15 protein-coding genes are annotated in these 15,887 nt (G+C 36.7%); 6 read left to right on the top strand and 9 right to left on the bottom strand.

Features of this window, described 5'->3' with window-relative positions; all coding sequences use genetic code 11:
* Positions 1–137: 137 nt before the first annotated feature.
* Complete coding sequence (locus P4L16_05325; protein MDR3624541.1) at positions 138–347, bottom strand: GxxExxY protein; 210 nt, start codon at positions 345–347, stop codon at positions 138–140.
* A gap of 237 nt (positions 348–584) precedes the next feature.
* On the bottom strand, positions 585–1,181 hold the full coding sequence (locus P4L16_05320) for a hypothetical protein (GenBank protein ID MDR3624540.1): 597 nt from the start codon (positions 1,179–1,181) through the stop codon (positions 585–587).
* 122 nt (positions 1,182–1,303) lie between these two features.
* On the opposite strand from P4L16_05320, the gene P4L16_05315 reads away from it, so the two are divergent.
* The gene (locus P4L16_05315; protein MDR3624539.1) at positions 1,304–2,938 is read left to right on the top strand and encodes a hypothetical protein; all 1,635 of its coding nucleotides are present in this window, start codon (positions 1,304–1,306) and stop codon (positions 2,936–2,938) included.
* A 168-nt stretch (positions 2,939–3,106) separates the two neighbouring features.
* Positions 3,107–3,622, top strand: a complete 516-nt coding sequence (locus P4L16_05310; GenBank protein ID MDR3624538.1) for a disulfide bond formation protein B — start codon at positions 3,107–3,109, stop codon at positions 3,620–3,622.
* Here the strand turns inward: P4L16_05310 and P4L16_05305 are convergent.
* The 4 genes from P4L16_05305 to P4L16_05290 all read right to left on the bottom strand — a co-directional run bounded on the left by P4L16_05305 (position 3,586) and on the right by P4L16_05290 (position 10,130).
* Positions 3,586–4,449 (bottom strand): Fic family protein, encoded by an 864-nt coding sequence (locus tag P4L16_05305; GenBank protein ID MDR3624537.1) that lies wholly within the window; start codon positions 4,447–4,449, stop codon positions 3,586–3,588. The genes P4L16_05310 and P4L16_05305 overlap by 37 nt on opposite strands.
* A 154-nt stretch (positions 4,450–4,603) precedes the next feature.
* Positions 4,604–6,253, bottom strand: a complete 1,650-nt coding sequence (gene gspE / locus P4L16_05300; GenBank protein ID MDR3624536.1) for a type II secretion system ATPase GspE — start codon at positions 6,251–6,253, stop codon at positions 4,604–4,606.
* Positions 6,250–8,565 carry a hypothetical protein gene (locus tag P4L16_05295; GenBank protein MDR3624535.1) on the bottom strand — a complete coding sequence of 772 codons (2,316 nt, stop codon included), beginning with the start codon at positions 8,563–8,565 and terminating at the stop codon, positions 6,250–6,252. The genes gspE and P4L16_05295 overlap by 4 nt, the downstream gene beginning before the upstream one ends.
* A gap of 194 nt (positions 8,566–8,759) precedes the next feature.
* Positions 8,760–10,130: a hypothetical protein gene (locus P4L16_05290; protein ID MDR3624534.1), complete on the bottom strand. Its 1,371-nt coding sequence runs from the start codon at positions 10,128–10,130 to the stop codon at positions 8,760–8,762.
* 173 nt (positions 10,131–10,303) lie between these two features.
* Between P4L16_05290 and P4L16_05285 the strand changes: the two genes are divergently transcribed.
* The 4 genes from P4L16_05285 to P4L16_05270 all read left to right on the top strand — a co-directional run bounded on the left by P4L16_05285 (position 10,304) and on the right by P4L16_05270 (position 13,507).
* Positions 10,304–10,735 carry a hypothetical protein gene (locus P4L16_05285; protein ID MDR3624533.1) on the top strand — a complete coding sequence of 144 codons (432 nt, stop codon included), beginning with the start codon at positions 10,304–10,306 and terminating at the stop codon, positions 10,733–10,735.
* A gap of 64 nt (positions 10,736–10,799) precedes the next feature.
* The gene (locus P4L16_05280; GenBank protein MDR3624532.1) at positions 10,800–11,351 is read left to right on the top strand and encodes a hypothetical protein; all 552 of its coding nucleotides are present in this window, start codon (positions 10,800–10,802) and stop codon (positions 11,349–11,351) included.
* A 1-nt stretch (position 11,352) separates the two neighbouring features.
* Positions 11,353–12,420, top strand: a complete 1,068-nt coding sequence (mutY, locus tag P4L16_05275; GenBank protein MDR3624531.1) for an A/G-specific adenine glycosylase — start codon at positions 11,353–11,355, stop codon at positions 12,418–12,420.
* Entirely contained in the window at positions 12,413–13,507 is a 1,095-nt protein-coding gene (locus P4L16_05270) for a glycosyltransferase family 4 protein (protein MDR3624530.1), read from the top strand. Before mutY ends, P4L16_05270 begins: the two co-directional genes overlap by 8 nt.
* A 156-nt stretch (positions 13,508–13,663) precedes the next feature.
* On the opposite strand, the gene P4L16_05265 is transcribed toward P4L16_05270, so the two are convergent.
* Genes P4L16_05265 through P4L16_05255 form a run of 3 tightly spaced genes read right to left on the bottom strand, consistent with a single transcriptional unit; the run spans position 13,664 to position 15,887 of the window.
* Positions 13,664–14,398 carry a glycosyltransferase family 2 protein gene (locus tag P4L16_05265; protein ID MDR3624529.1) on the bottom strand — a complete coding sequence of 245 codons (735 nt, stop codon included), beginning with the start codon at positions 14,396–14,398 and terminating at the stop codon, positions 13,664–13,666.
* Between the two features lie 8 nt (positions 14,399–14,406).
* The gene (locus P4L16_05260; protein ID MDR3624528.1) at positions 14,407–14,892 is read right to left on the bottom strand and encodes a peroxiredoxin; all 486 of its coding nucleotides are present in this window, start codon (positions 14,890–14,892) and stop codon (positions 14,407–14,409) included.
* Positions 14,893–14,927: 35 nt separating this feature from the next.
* Positions 14,928–15,887 carry an NAD-dependent epimerase/dehydratase family protein gene (locus P4L16_05255; GenBank protein MDR3624527.1) on the bottom strand — a complete coding sequence of 320 codons (960 nt, stop codon included), beginning with the start codon at positions 15,885–15,887 and terminating at the stop codon, positions 14,928–14,930.

Raw genomic sequence — 15,887 nt, 5'->3', positions numbered from 1 at the left:
GCGCAAGTATGTAAGAAGTTGAACAGAATGAATAGGATACTCTTTCTCTGTTGCTTTAATTTCAATGATAATTTTATTTTCAACTAGGATATCCAAATAAAGTGGTTCTCTAATTTTACACCCTTTGTATATTACATTTACAGGGACTTGTGTTTGAATTTGCATCCTTGCAACGACAATTCATGACATAATGCAGACTCATATACACTTTCAAGCAAACCAGGCCCTCCAAGTACCTTATGGACTTCAATAGCTGCTCCAATAATTTTATAAGACAAATCGTTATGTATAAAAGCACTCTCCGTGTCTCTGTGGCTCCGTGTTTCATTTATTTTCGTTAGAGTCATTCCTATTCCTAATATACAACCAAAAAAACCAGCTTTAAATTTTAATGAACAAGAGCTTAAGTTGTTAACAATAACCTAGTTAAAAATCGAGCTGACGTTTTTTAAGGTCATGCTAGCTTCCGGTCTTAATATATACACAAACAATTCTTCATTGACGATGTGTATAAGTTGTAAAGAAGATAGGGAAGTTTGCATCGTTTCAGAATACATCTTAAGATAGGCTTTGGGGGGAATGATTTAGGGGGTAATGGTTGTGTGCTCCTTGAGGAAGGCATCGGTTTTTTCTAGGACTTCTTGGTCAGACACTCCTAGTTTTGGGCGGATAGTATACTGAATGCCAGCAGCATCGTAGGGGCCAGAATAATATACTGCATTTATTACTTCATGCTTGCCATCTAAATCATAAGAGAGAGCAAAAGATGCTTTTTGATAGTTATCTTCTTTTGAAGCATTTTCTTGTAAGATTTTACCGTTTTTTACAAGATCTAACATCTTTTCTTTAAGGTAAGCTACAATGCTGTCCGCTGAAATTTTTTTGTCTATATATTTGTTGAGAGTAATGATTTCTGACCAATTATCGCCGTTTTCATCATTAGGAACGAATTCAATGAGTGTGGACTCTTTATTTCCCCAGTCAGAAAGGGATTGAAGAGGGTGGAATTCCCCTGGAATGGTGGCAACGAGATTGTATTGCGAGGACGAAGTCCAGTTAACAGGAAGGATGAGTGTGATCTCTGTTCCTTTAGGAATGGATGAAGGGCTTAACTCATCTGAGGCATAATTGTTTTGAATGATTGTGAATAGGAAAAGAGTAAGAAGAAGCCATTTTTTCATGAGTATCACCTTGAGTTTGCTGTAAAATTTATGGTATAACATGGAAATATTATTGTAAAGTTTGACTATAAAATTTTGATTATATAAAAGAGGCATAAGTTAGAAAGTGGAGCTTATGGATCATGAAAAAATTAGTTTACTTTTGCATCATTCTTGCAGGTCTGGTCGCTGTAGGGCAAGTTGATGCGCAATATGCAAAGCCAGACACTCTTATTAAGGGTATTGGAAATTTAAACCATCCTGTATCTACAACGAGTGTGGAAGCTCAGGCTTTTTTTAACCAAGGTCTTACACTAGTATATGCTTTTAACCATGAATCAGCCTATATTTCTTTTGAAACTGCAGCAAAATTAGATCCAAAGCTTGCTATGGCTTATTGGGGTATGGCGCTTTCTCTGGGGCCAAATATTAATACACCCATTGATTTAGAAAGAGAAAAAAAGGCTTATGAATTAATTCAAAAAGCACTTTCTTTGTCTAATAATGATAAAGTGATTACAGCTAATGAAAAAGAATATATTCAGGCTCTTGCGGCTCGCTATACGGATAATCCAAATCCAGATTATAAAGCGCTTGATATAGCCTACAATAATGCAATGTATGTTCTTATGCAAAATTACCCAGAAGATTTAGATGCAGCAGCATTATATGCTGAGAGTGGCATGGATTTGCATCCATGGGCTCTTTGGACAGGTGATGGTAAGTCAGTGGAAGGAACAGATGCTCTTATAGCCGTTCTTGAGTCAATTATTAAAAGAGACCCTATGCATATTGGTGCAAACCACTATTATATTCACGCTGTTGAAGGGTCTGATCGCCCAGAAAGGGCTCTTTTGTCTGCAGAGAGATTACCTGATTTAGTGCCAGCATCTGGTCATTTGATTCACATGCCATCGCACATTTATATTCTTGTAGGAGATTATCATAAAGCTTTTGTTATCAATGAAGATGCTGTGCGTGTAGATGAGGAATTTGTGAGAGCTAATGGTGTTAAAGAATACATTCTTCACTACACAAGCCACAATATCTATTTTGCCTCGAGAGCCGCTTGTCTAGAGGGTAATTATGCTAGAGCTAAAAAGTATGCAGATAAGTTGAGTGAATTTCTTAAGCCTGAGATCATTGCCTCTATGCCAGATATGGAATATTATACAACAGGATCTTTACTCATAGACTTGCGATTTAATAAATGGAACAAGATTTTAACTGAAAAAGAGCCTCCTGTAATGGTAAAAAACCAGGTTCCTCTTTGGTTTTTTGCAAGAAGTGTCTGCCTTGTTAAAACAAATGATTTAAGTGGTGCTAAAAAAGCAAGAGAGCAGTTTTTACTAGAAAAGCAAAAAGCACGAGCAGATGCGCGTTTTGGATACAATAAATTAAGTAGCATCTTAGATATTGCGGAGCATTATTTGAATGCCTGTATTGCAAGGGCAGAGGGCAAAATAAATGATGCAATAGATCATTTGAAAATGGCAATTGGCTTGCAAGATAGTCTTGGGTATAATGAACCGCCCGATTGGTTTTTTCCTATCAGAGAGACTCTTGGGGCAACTTATTTTTTAAATCAACAATATGAAGAGGCTGCTAAGGTTTTTAAAGAGGATTTAAATAGACATCCTAGAAATGGGCGTTCCCTTTTTGGATTATTACAGACATTAAAGGCTCAAAATAAAACAACAGATGCATTTTGGGTGGGTGAAGAGTTTAAAAAAGCTTGGAAATATGCTGACACGGATTTGAAAATGGAGAATCTATAAGTAAATGGCAGCTTTATTTTTAGTCAGTTTACTTGCCATGATTGCAGTATTATTCTCGCAAAGAAAATGTGCTATTGCTTTGTTGTTGGTTTTACTTATTGGTGCATTGCTTATGCTTTGGCACCATGCAACGACTCTATTAAAAATTAATTTGTAGTGGTATGAGAGATGGTAAACATACAAAAGAATTGTAATGCTCTGATTGTAATCATTATTTCCTTGATACTGCTTGGAGCCTATGGAGTGCAGTTTTTAGCTCATGAGCAGCCATGTCCTCTTTGTATGCTTCAGCGTCTTGCTATGTTAAGTGTTGCAGCTGCTTGCTTATGTAATATACGCTTTGGTATACACATGAGTCATTATGCTGTAGTATTATTGAGTAGCTTTGTTGGCGGCCTTGTTGCCTTGAGACAAATTTCCTTGCATGTATGTCCTGGGTTTAGTCCCTCCTTTGGTATGCCTGTCTTTGGTTTGAGTCTTTATACTTGGTCATTTGTTGTTTTTGTGTGTTGTATTGTAGCTGTTGCTTTTTTATTATTTATTTATGATCCAAGAGAAAATCCCCAAGTAAATGCCCCTTTAAATGCACTTGCTAAGTGGAGCTTTTTTTTAATTTTTGTAATTTGCCTTGCAAATATCATTACAACCTATTTGCAATGTGGATTTGGCGCTTGTAATGAGTGATTACGCCACGCATTTAACTGATCTAGAGTAATTCCAAGACCAGTTAATCGACTCGAGTCCATTAATTCTAAGTCTTCTAGTATATCTTCTTGAAAATCTTGTTGATTATTTTTGGGAATCATCTTTTTAGTTTCAGTTAAAATGTATTGGTTCATTTTGGTTTTAGTAAGTTTTTGGAGAATAATTTGCCTTATAATGGCGCGGCGCTCTTCGCGGTAGCGAATGCGAACTTCATCAAAGCCCATTGATTTTACCGTAGAGTCATATGCTGCACAAGTTCTCAAATAGGAATAGACATATAAGTCGGCTAGTGGATGTATATCTTGAAGCTCATAAATAGAAATCATTGCGGACATATAATCATCTCTTTCAATGTCGTTAAAAGAGAGCGGTACAAGATTTTGAGTAATTAATGGGATATTTGCTAAAAGACGAGCCGTTCGTTTATTGACATTTGAAAAGGCTTGTAGATAGCTAATATGAATAAGTAAAAATAAGCTTTGTTCAAAAGGGTCTTGAATAAGGGTGGCTTTTTGAGCAATGCGTTCAAGTTGAATTTGCAGGCGTTTTGAGTCTTCAAAAGGAATATATGTTGATCCTCCAATACGTACTCCATGATCTCTTACTTTTCCTGCATATTTTGGCTCGACAAGGGAGTCTGCAAGTAGGTAATGAATTGTATAAATTGTTTCAGTGTTTATTGTAAGGCGTCTTGCATTATCAACTAGATAACGTATTCCTTCTTTGTGATTTAAAATCATGACCTTTTCCTCATCGAGCCTGCCCTCAGCGCTTGTTCCTTGAATAAGGAGACGTTCTGTTTCCAATAGAGAGTAGGTATTTCCTTCTAATCTAGATGAATTATAGGAAAGATCAACAAGCAATCGGTTGAAGATTTGATGAGCATAAGTACCAGAAGGATCATGGTTTTAAGTGTCTTTATTTCGGACATTTTTACAAGTCTTTTTGTCCGAATTTGCATTATTTGACGACGCGCAAGACTTCCGCATAAGTTGTAAGGCCTTTTTTGACAAGTTCCATGCCATTATCTTTTAAGCTTTTCATGCCTTCTTGTAGAGCGTGTTCTCGGATAATATTTGTGTCCGCACTTGTTGCAATTTGCCTTTTTAGATTGGATGTGATTGTCATAAGCTCATAGATGCCGTGTCTGCCTTTGTAACCAGATCCATAGCAAGAAGAGCAGCCCCTTGCTCTGAATAGATGAGATAAATTAAGACCTATTTCACTTAATTCATCATCTCTTGGTATGTAAGCTTCTTTGCAAGAAGGGCATAATGTTCGTACGAGCCTTTGTGCTAATATGCCAACCATAGAGGAGGCTATCAAATAGGGTTCAATACCCATATCGATAAGTCTTGGTATAGATGATGGAGCATCATTTGTATGAAGTGTGCTTAAGACTAAGTGTCCTGTGAGCGAGGATTGAATAGCAATTTCAGCAGTTTCTTTATCTCTAATTTCACCAATAAGAATAATGTCAGGATCTTGTCTTAATATGTGCCTAAGTCCCGTTGCAAAGTCGAGATTAATTTTTGGCTGTACACCTATTTGCGCAATTCCAGGCAATTTGTATTCTACAGGGTCTTCGATAGTCATGATATTAATTTCATCGCTATAGAGCTCTGAAATTGCACTGTAGAGTGTTGTGGTTTTTCCGCTTCCAGTGGGCCCTGTAACCAATACAATGCCTTCTGGATAGCTTATGAGGTTTTTGAAGTTTTTGAGCAAAGCTTGTGGCATTCCTATTTGGTTTAAACCAAGGTGTACATTGCTTTTGTCAAGAATACGCAAGACGATGCGTTCACCATTGCTAACGGGTATGGTACTGACTCTAAAATCAATTTCTTTGCCTCCCATTTTAAGTTTAATGCGACCATCTTGTGGCAATCTATGTTCTGCAATATCTAGCTTTGCCATAACTTTTAGACGCGTCATAAGATGAGAGTGGTATTCTTTTGGAGGAGCATGGCGCTTTTGTAAAACACCATCAATTCGATAGCGTACTTTTAAATCATTTTCAAAGGGCTCAAAGTGAATGTCTGATGCTCCCATTTGAATTGCTTCTGTAATGATGACATTTAACAGCTTGATGATAGGAGCTTGCTCTCTATCATCCAAAAGATCATCTATGAAGATTTTGTTATTATCAATGTAAGAGTCATCTGTAAGGTCTGCAATAAGTTGAGAGGCAACTCCTTCATCCTGATGATAACATTTATCGATAGCTTCAAGGATTGCATCTCTTGGCATCCACACTGTTTGAATGGATTTAGAAAAGAGGGCGCGTAGTTCATCGATAACATCAAGATTTAAGGGATCATTGATTGCAACAAACAAGGTAGTATCATTCTCTTTAAAGGGAAGGACTATATGTTTTTTTACAAATAAATAGGGAAGTTGTTTGTAAAACTCTTTTTGAAGTAGATCTAAGGGAAGTTTAGGAAGAATTTCCATGTCAAAGTAACGTGCAAGGGCATGAAAAAAGTCTTGTTGTTCCAATGTGCCTTTTTTTACAAGATCTTTAAAAAATGAGACAGAGTTATTCTCATTATCTTCCAAATCTTTTTCTTGTATTTTTTTAGATGATAAGAGGATTTGAGCAAGATTCATTTATAATACCTTGGACATTCTTGAGCTCTTCCAAAGAGCATATTTAGGCCTCCAGAGAAGGTTTTTTGCCATTCACTTTCCTTTGCAGCTTCTAGGCAATATAAGAATTCAGGTAAGTCTCCTGGTCTTTTGCATAGCTCTTCATGCAAAGCATGTTCTAGTTTGCAGGGTGTGTCATCGATAATTTTAGGTGTTAGAAAAATAAACATTTCAGTTTGTTGATCAGAAAGTTGAGTCTCGCTAAATAATTTTCCAAGACCGGGAATTTCTCCTAAAAATGGAATGGCTTCTACCTTGTCTTGAGAAGTTTTTCTTCTAAGTCCTCCAAGGATAACCGTTTCGCCATCTGGTATACATACCTGATTTTTAATATTTCTTCTAGCAACATCTGGTCTGCTTACCTTGCTTGGTTTAGCAGTATCGAAGGTGATATCTGTTTCAAGAGTAATATAGCGCTTTTGATCCGTGTTACAAGGGTTATTATCTTGGTGGATAGTAGGTGTCATTTCAATAATAATACCATATTGTGCTCTTGAATAGGAATCTTGTAGATAAGGTACTGTACAATTGCTTCCATCTACAATAACAGTTCCATTGTTTAGAGAAATTTCTTCTACAAGTGTAATCTTAGCAGGTGTTTGATTGATGGTTGTGACTGATGGGCACGCATTAATTTGTACATTTTCTTGCGCCAATAAGAAGTTATAAGCAAGATCAAAGGCTGGTATGCCGTTATTTCTTGTGCGGCTTAGAAAAAAAGAGAGTATGCCCTGATTTGCAGGTCCGCAATAGTTAAAAGGTGCACACCCTGTATCAAACCAAGAAAGACAGGTATTGTTAGTATTGCTTGCACAGCCACCTATACGCAATAAGTTGAGACCAAAGTGGTCTTCTTCTGTTACTTTTTTTTCAAATAGAAGAACTTCTATTCGGACCATTTTTTTAGGAACATCTAGGCGTTTTAATAGCTCTTTGATACTAGGTAGAGTTTCTTTTTCTATTACCATAATAATAGAACTGTTTTTTAAATCGACTATAAAATTTTCTCGTTGTTCATGAACTTTCTTGTCATCACAGGGAGTAGGAGGATGAAAGGGTTTTGGATTAATGACTAAATCTGTGTTACATGAGGTCTCTTGCAAAGGAGGTGTACTAGTTTGTTGGGAAGAAGAACCCTCATTTTCGGTTGGAAGAGATTCCATCAGAGCATAAACGCGGCTAAGAACATCTGCAACTTCATCTGCTTGGGCATATTTACAGGTATAACAGAATAGAGTTTTCTCTTTTGGATTTTGCATAGAATCTTCTAGGTCTGCAATAATGCGCTCGGCTTGTAAAATTTCTTCTCTTGTTCCAACTAAAAAGAGTGCTGGAACAAAGCTGTGGATGGGTAAAACTTTAAGGTTTGGAGTGCTAAATATGTTGGGTGCAACAGCTTGTTCTTTTTGACTTAAAAAATAGGCTGCAAGAGATTTTTCTACATCATCTGGATTTAATCTAGAAAGTTGTACAAGTTTATATTCCCTTCCAGAGGGTGCGCTGCAAATAAACTGATGCATGGTAAGAAGTTGCTTAACTTCTTGCACTGTACCCACAATAAAAATATCTCTTCCCATCATAGAAAGTTGCATGCGTTCTGGATGTGCAAAACGTGATAGGAATTGATAGGCCTCTGCTGGATTTTGGTGGCCTGTGGTAAAGATAAAGCAAATGCGCGCTTGTAAAGGTAATAATTTAAGATCGTCAAACTTATTTGTAATGCATTCTAAACATAATGGATTATCTTTTTGGTGATAAACCTCTTTAAGATAAGGATTTATCTGTTTGATCCCAAAGCCAAGCTGAGCTAAAATAAACTCGAGCATTTCTTCCCAAGATTGCTTTGGAATAGGTAAGTGTGAATTAACACTGACGGGTGTTTTAGCAATTTCAGAGGACACTAAGTAAACATAGTTGTATCCATAATCGATAATAAGCTGACCTACAGTGGTTTCCGGTTGGTGCCAAAGAGCATGATTTTCTTCAGAGCCTGTAGATAAAGAGTCTGTACGGAAGGTTTGTTCAATGTATTCAATGTCACTTCGAAGATCTTTAATTTCTTCTAAAAGTTGTTGGTACGCAGAGTTTGGAGCATTTTGCGCACGTAAAATAGCTGCTTGCTCATAGCATGATGTGAGCATGCTGCGTAAATGAAGAAGCTCTTCATTTGATTTTTGTAATTTTTGTTCTAGTGCCTCTCCAAGATCACTCTCACATCTTCCTAAGGTCTCTTTTTTTTCTTGAATGGTCTGCGAAAAAATACAAATAGGCATTGTAAGCAATAATATTAATAGACTTCTTGCATAATTAGCTTTGCTTAGAAAAATTGAAATTTTTTGAGCAGATTTATTGATAAATTTTGAGAGCATGTGTGAGCATATGGTTGAAAAATTTAATGATAAAGATGCAAAAAAAGACAATTTTAACAAGCAAATGTAATTACGCAAGAAGTCTAATAAGGTTTTCATTATAAACCGGGCCCTCTTGTATTATTGGGTGTTTTTATAGAATGATTATTATCCGTATAGGGATTTGAAGGAACATTTTCATATGGTGTATCGTCATTTGTCTGTGTTTGTGGCGGTATTATGGGATAGGCTTTTAGTAGAGGGGTGCTTTTTTGTTTCATCGGTATTTCAATGTCCCATACTTTTGTGCGGGGCGTATTAAATATATGGCCTATGAGGACTTGGTTGCCCTTTACTCTTTTTACGCCATCAACAACAAATAGATCACCTTTAAGCTTATGGCTGACGTAGGCATCAATATCTTCAGGAGTTAAAAGCCTTTTCCATTCTTTTTCAGTGTGTAGCCACCAATCCCCTTGCCGTATGTAAACACGCTTTCCATCGATTTCAAAGAGGAATTCTTTCCAGCTCTTGGCTCCAAGATAATGAAAAAGGCTAACGGTTTTTGCGCTGTTAGATATGAGCTCAGGATATTTTGTCAGCGTTATAGAGCATTTTATATCACCTTCAGTAGGCCATAGAACAAGGTGCATGAGTTTTTCTTCAATTTTTTTAATGTGAAGTAGGGGGTAGCCTTCTGTATTATATTTAGCTTCCTGCCAGCATTCATCTTTCCATATGAGATAATCTCCTTCCTGAACGAAGCAAGAGTAGCCTTCTAGAAAATCGATGCGTTCTTTACCTTGGCTGTGAGCATAAGCATCTCCTCCATGTCTCTTTAAGAAAAGGTCTTGCCCTACCCATTTTGTCTGTTTTCGTGTTAAAAAGGTGGGATCTACTCGCACACCATTCATTTGCCATGAAGTTTTTCTGGAAGGAAGAGTTGTTTTTTTTAGCGTAAAACAGCCGTTTATAAGAGAATTTTCTTTGTTTGAACCTATTTGTGCTGAGAGATTTGCTTCTTTGCACGTGGCTCGAATCCAAAAAGATGCATTTGATTCTTTGCAAAAATGAAAAATAAGTTGAGAGTCTTCTTGATCACGTTCCATTGAAAGAAATATTTTTTCTTCTTCTAAGAAAGAGCAAATTTCTTCTGAATTTTTTATCCCTAGAATGAATTTGTTTTTTTGTAGATTTTTATCTGGTCTCTCAGAGATGCCAAGAAATAGTAGAGAATTTTCCAGGTAGGATAAAAGAAGTTTTGATGGTTCGACATTTGTGTTAAGAACGGAAATTTCCTGGAATTCTTGTTTGATTAAAGGTGTATGCCTATAAGAAAGTTCTTTTTTTTGTAGGGTAAGGGTAAGAGGGCGTGCTGGGAAAAAATAGAGTGAAGCTAGGCTAGTTATTGCAAGCAATATCAAAATAGATAAAAGTTGTTTTGCAGTAATTAACCATTTAAGTGGTTTGAAATGGATTTGCAATGTCATTTAAAAGGGGGCAAAAAATTAAATGTTATTATGTGACATGAGTTATGTAAGAGAGAGCATTGTACTTCAAATGCCAATTTATACACAAACAAGTTCAAAATTATATTGCATTCAAAAAAATGGTAGTTATAATCCGGAGTTTAGGGCGTTTGTAAAACTAAAGGAAGTTTATCATGGCAAAACAAACTTGGGATTCAATTAAAGAAAAAGGTAATGAGTATGCACACTCTGTAAAAGAAAAAGGTGCAGATGTACTGAATCAAGTACAGCAAAATCCAACCGTACAAGAAATGACCACTGCTGCAAAGAACAATCCAAAAGAGGCGATTCTTGCTATATTGATCTCTTTGGGATTTATTTTTTCATTTTATTGGCTTGGTAGTTTAGTAGTAGGGCTTGCAGCAGCACTCTATATTCCTTGGAATGCTAAAGAGATATGGGCAAAAGTTGTTCATTTTTATAGAACCTCTGGAAAATTTCCCTCTTTTATGTTAGGCGTTGCCTTCCTTTTTTTGATTGTGCATACTTTTTGGTTTATCTTAGGAGGCGTTATTGGACTTCTTGTAAAATTGCCTTTTGTTAAAAAGGACAAGGAAGTTAGATAAAAAGATTTTGCTTTTCATGGATTTAAAAGTGTATACTCGGGCGTTTTTTTAGGAAGACCAGAGTATGTCGGAGAAAATTATGAATAAGCAGCAGGCTGCAGGCATGCCTGTAGCACGAGAAATTCAAGAAAGAGTAACAGATCTTTTAAAGCGAGAAGTAATTCTCATGAGAGAGATTTTGGCAAACATGCTTGAAGAAGAGCGTGCTTTTATTGAAAAAGATCCAAAAGCTTTGCAAAACGTCATGATGAGACGTGATGCTCCTTTGCAAGCTTTGATGGAAGTAAGAGAAGAGAGGTCTGAAAAGTTACACGAACTTACATCTCTTCTTACTCCTAAGGAGAGTGCTAAAAGCGCGATGAATTTATGCTCTTTGATGGAAGCGAAGGGCTTGGAAAGTTTTGAAGTTGTGCTTTTACAAGATCAAATTGTAGCTCTTATTGAAAAGATGAGCATTCAACATAGCTCTAACGAGCATCTCATGGAACAAACAGTGCCTGTTTGGAAAGAGATGATGTCTGGAGTATTAACGCCAGATTACCCCTTTTTAACCGCTATGCCCATAAGTGAAAAGCGCAAATCTCCTATTTTGGGCGTTATGAACCCAGAGACTTAAAATTAAACTCTATTTTGATTCTTCCTCATTAAAAAATTGGTTTCTAGAAGAAAAAAGGGATCTGCCATGGAGGCAGAATGTTACTGCTTATAAGGTATGGATTTCTGAGGTCATGCTGCAGCAAACACAAGTTTCTGTTGTTGTTTCCTATTTTGAGAGGTGGATGGATCTATTTCCCACCATTTCTGATTTAGCCAAAGCCTCTATTGACGATGTAATTAAAGCATGGGAAGGGCTTGGGTATTATTCTAGAGCAAGAAACATTCATGTGGCTGCTCGTTATATGGTGGAAAACCATGCAGGAGAGTTTCCTGAAAAGCTTGAAGATTGGACAAAAATAAAGGGGCTTGGCCCCTACACAATTGCTGCGATTGCAGCGTTTGCATTTCACAAAAAGACAGCTCCTGTAGATGGAAATGTGTATAGAGTGCTTGCTCGCTATTTTAAGATAGAAGAAGATCTTGACAAAACTCAAACTAAGAAAGAATTGCAAAAAATTGCATTGGAAATACTGCCTAGTAGCAAGCCTTGGATTCATGGTGAAGCCTTAATTGAATTAGGTGCAAAAGTTTGCAAGAAAAAGCCAAATTGCACAGCATGCCCTTTAAAAAATAGCTGTAAAGCTTATCGTCATGGGCTTGCATATGTGTTGCCCATTAAAACTAAAAAAGTTGTGTATGAAAAGTTAGAAAGAAGCGTAGCTCTTTTAATATGTGGTGATCGAGTTTGTGTAAAGCGGTGCGAAAAAAATAAAATCATGTCAGATTTACATGAATTTCTCTATTTTGAAGTAAATGTAGAAAATTCTATGAAAGATCCTGAAAAAATCATGAACGCTTTGAAAGAAAAGGGGCTAAGCCCTCTATTTAAGAGGTCTTTAGAAGAAGTATCTCATTCGTTTACTAAATATCGTGTAAAGCTTTTTCCATACATTTTTGAAATAAAAAATATAATATTGCAGGAGAATGTTCAGTGGGTACCTTTTCAAGAGCTTCAAAAATTAGCCTTTTCTTCTGGGCATAAGCGTATTTTACAGAACTTTTTAAATACTTTGGGTATAAATGAGTAGAGTGATTTTGCACACAGAGGCATCTCTTGGATTTGGCGGCCAAGAAATGCGTATTTTAAAAGAAGCACGTCAGTTTCGAGCTGAAGGCTTTGAAGTTATTTTGGCAGCGCATCCAGATGCAAAGCTGTTTTTGCGTATGCAAGAAGAGGGATTTTTAGTATATCCTATTCGTTTTAAAAAGAAAAATGCGCTTTCTTGTATTTTTAAATTGCTTCGTGTGATTAAAAAACACCGAGTGGATATCATCAATACACATTCATCGACGGATGCATGGCTTGGAGGTATTGCAGGAAGAATTTCTCGCACACCTATCATACGTACAAGGCACTTGTCTACAGCGATTAAGTCAGGACTCAATAGCCGCATACTTTATAATGTACTTGTGGACTATGTTATAACAACTTGTGAAGAAATTGTTCCTGTAATTAGGCAGCAAGCTCGCCTTAAGAAAAAAGGTTGTAAATGCATTGCAACGGGTGTTGATTCTAGCGTTATTAACGTATCTAGTGCTGAAGTAGAAGCGTTTCGCAAAAGATATGGAATTGAAGCGCAAGATTGTGTAATAGGCACACTTTGTGTGCTTCGCTCTTGGAAGGGCCTCAGCGATTTTTCAAAAGCGGCTCATCTTTTAAAAAATGAGCCCAATTTAAAGTGGTTGATTGTAGGATCTGGTGGTATGACAGATATTTTGAGCCAAGAGATAAAAGAGTATGGGCTTGAGGGTAAAGTCATTTTGACAGGTCATTTGGAGCCTCCTTTTATTGCTATCGCCGCTATGGATATTTTTGCGCTTTTAAGTACTTCTAATGAAGGAATTAGCCAAGCAACACTTCAGGCAGCTTATTTACAAAAACCGCTTATTACTACGCCGACAGGGGGGCTTCGAGAAGTATGCCTTTCTGGTATTACCGGAATACTTGTAGAGAAAAAATCTCCTGAACAGGTCGCAAAAGCCGTAGAAGAACTTTTAGATGAGAAAAAAAGAGCTCAATATGGCAGGGCTGCACATGCACTTGTTATCGAAAAGTACACTTTTCAAAGAACGATTGAAGAAACAAAGCGCGTGTATAATAGACTTCTTGCATAATTACATTTGCTTGTTAAAATTGTCTTTTTTTGCATCTTTATCGTTAAATTTTTCAACCATATGTTCACATATGCTCTCAAAATTCATCAATAAATCTATTCAAAAAATTTCAATTTTTCTAAGCAAAGCTAATTATGCAAGAAGTCTAATGAGGTTTTAAGTGATTTTTTCAAAGAGCTTTAGGTACTTGTAGAAGGCTGTATTGCCATTGTAGGTGGAGATGAGAAACCCTTCATAACCCCCAAGAAAACCTCTTTTTAAAATATAGCTCTTGAAAAAAGCAAAAAGGCCATGTGAAATTGCTTTGAACACAGACGATTTTTTTTTGTCTTTATTTTGTTCTGCAAATAGTGTGCTGTAGTGCTGCATTTTAGTAAGAAAATCTGCTATAGAGCTGTAGGGGTAATGATGAACGGGATTGGTTAATTTAATTTCACTCATATTTACTTTCAGGACTTTTTCGTGGACTTTATCTTCAGAGAACTTTGTAGTTGTTTTATTATAAAGGCGTGTTACGCGCTCTGGATACCATCCACACCACTTAATTTGTTTATTGCAGTAGTAATTAAGCCTTGGAAAAGAGTAGACACACCTTTTGTTAAGCTTACTATTTTGAATTTCTTGTAAGAGTTTTGAAGATATAATTTCATCGCTATCGATAGAGAGGATCCAGTCGTGCTTAGCGAGGTTTGCTGCGATATTGTGAACCTGGCCAAACCCTAAAAATTCTGAGGTATAAAGAGATGTATTTGGAAAGTTTTTTGCAATTTCTAAGGTATTATCCGTGGAACCTGTATCGAGCAGGACGACTTCATCAAGAGATTTAAGGGCTTCTAATACTTTTTTGAGATGCTTTTCACTATTTTTTGTAAGGATTGTAGCGCTTATCATAAGAAGTCTTAGGGGTGGACAAGTATTTGTAGGGCCGAAAGGATTCGCTCAACATGCCCCAAGACTTTAACTCTTTGCTCCATCCATATGATGGTGCCTGCTTTATCCACAATGAAAGTAGAGCGCTCGATAGTAAGTCTTTTGATGCCAAAAAGATTTCTCTCCTTACATACACCAAAAGCGTTGGCAAGAGAGCGATCTTCATCTACTAGCAGGGTATAGTTGAGGCTGTGTTTTTTAATGAATTTCTGGTGAGAAGTGGCATTGTCTGGGCTTACTCCATAAAGGGAAATGCCTTTATCTAGAAATTGGTCAATATGGTCTCGAAAATCACAAGCTTCCTTAGTGCATCCTGGAGTATTATCTTTTGGATAGAAGAAAATTACAGAAATTTTTCCACGTAAATCTGCGTCAGTTATAACATTATCATTAGCATCTTTTAGCGTAAAGGTTGGAAGCTTTGATCCGATTTTAAACTGTACTTCAGAAGTCATAGTGTTCACACTTTTGTTTTCTAAATTTTTGTGCTTTATACATGATAATAAGATCTATACCACTGTACAAAGTTAGAAAGCCCTACTTCAAGAGAAGTTTTAGGCCGATATCCCAACTTGCTTTCAGAATGATCTATATCAGCAAAGGTAGAAAGCATATCACCTGGCTGCATAGGTAGATAGTTCAAAATAGCTTTTTTCTGAGTTAATTGTTCAAGAGTGTGAATCATTGTCATTAATTCTTCAGGTTTATGATTTCCTAAATTAAATAATTCAAAAGGATAAGCTTTATCGATTGCGAAGAGAGTGCCTTCAGTAATATCATCGATGTAAGTAAAGTCTCTTAGCATTTTACCGTGGTTAAAAATAGGTAAGGCTTTGTTTTCAAAAAGCGCCTTTGTAAAGGAAAAACAAGCCATGTCGGGACGTCCAAATGGACCATATACAGTAAAAAAGCGAAGGCCAGTCATAGGAATTTTGTATAGGTGATGGTAGGCGTAGGCAATAAGTTCGCCTGCTTTTTTTGTGGCGCCATATAAATTTGCTGGTTTATCTGTTTGATCATTAACAGAGAAAGGGGTTTTTTTATTACAGCCATAAACAGATGAAGAAGATGCATAGATAAAGGGCATTGAGCTTTTTTGCTTACAGACTTCTAGGAGGTTAACAAAACCTTGAATATTAGAAGAGATGTATGAGTCTGGGTGAGTAAGGGAGTGGCGAACACCCGCTTGTGCTGCAAGGTGGACAATATGAGTGAATTCTTGTTTTTGAAAAATCTCATTTAATTTAGTAGCATCGCAAATGTCCCCTTCAATCACATCGATGCCCATTTTTTTTAATAAATGGGCACGATCCCTTTTAAGCTTTGGATCGTAATAATGATTAAAATTATCAAAACCTGTAACTAGGTCGCCGCGCTCTTTGAGCTTTTGTGCTAGGTGAAAGCCTATAAAGCCGGCAGAGCCAGTTAAGAAGACTTTTTTTGAAGACAT

Source organism: Chlamydiales bacterium (assembly GCA_031292375.1).
GTDB lineage: Bacteria > Chlamydiota > Chlamydiia > Chlamydiales > VFKH01 > JARLHF01.
Note: the sequence above shows the minus strand (reverse complement) of the source record. Positions and strands in the feature narration are given on the sequence as shown.

What these genes read in the sequence shown, in the direction of transcription:
- P4L16_05325 (MDR3624541.1), bottom strand. Translation starts at nt 347, where the DNA reads ATGACTCTAACGAAAATAAATGAAACACGGAGCCACAGAGACACGGAG.
- P4L16_05320 (MDR3624540.1), bottom strand. Translation starts at nt 1,181, where the DNA reads ATGAAAAAATGGCTTCTTCTTACTCTTTTCCTATTCACAATCATTCAA.
- P4L16_05315 (MDR3624539.1), top strand. Translation starts at nt 1,304, where the DNA reads ATGAAAAAATTAGTTTACTTTTGCATCATTCTTGCAGGTCTGGTCGCT.
- P4L16_05310 (MDR3624538.1), top strand. Translation starts at nt 3,107, where the DNA reads ATGGTAAACATACAAAAGAATTGTAATGCTCTGATTGTAATCATTATT.
- gspE (MDR3624536.1), bottom strand. Translation starts at nt 6,253, where the DNA reads ATGAATCTTGCTCAAATCCTCTTATCATCTAAAAAAATACAAGAAAAA.
- P4L16_05295 (MDR3624535.1), bottom strand. Translation starts at nt 8,565, where the DNA reads ATGCCTATTTGTATTTTTTCGCAGACCATTCAAGAAAAAAAAGAGACC.
- P4L16_05290 (MDR3624534.1), bottom strand. Translation starts at nt 10,130, where the DNA reads ATGACATTGCAAATCCATTTCAAACCACTTAAATGGTTAATTACTGCA.
- P4L16_05285 (MDR3624533.1), top strand. Translation starts at nt 10,304, where the DNA reads ATGGCAAAACAAACTTGGGATTCAATTAAAGAAAAAGGTAATGAGTAT.
- P4L16_05280 (MDR3624532.1), top strand. Translation starts at nt 10,800, where the DNA reads ATGTCGGAGAAAATTATGAATAAGCAGCAGGCTGCAGGCATGCCTGTA.
- P4L16_05270 (MDR3624530.1), top strand. Translation starts at nt 12,413, where the DNA reads ATGAGTAGAGTGATTTTGCACACAGAGGCATCTCTTGGATTTGGCGGC.
- P4L16_05265 (MDR3624529.1), bottom strand. Translation starts at nt 14,398, where the DNA reads ATGATAAGCGCTACAATCCTTACAAAAAATAGTGAAAAGCATCTCAAA.
- P4L16_05260 (MDR3624528.1), bottom strand. Translation starts at nt 14,892, where the DNA reads ATGACTTCTGAAGTACAGTTTAAAATCGGATCAAAGCTTCCAACCTTT.
- P4L16_05255 (MDR3624527.1), bottom strand. Translation starts at nt 15,887, where the DNA reads ATGTCTTCAAAAAAAGTCTTCTTAACTGGCTCTGCCGGCTTTATAGGC.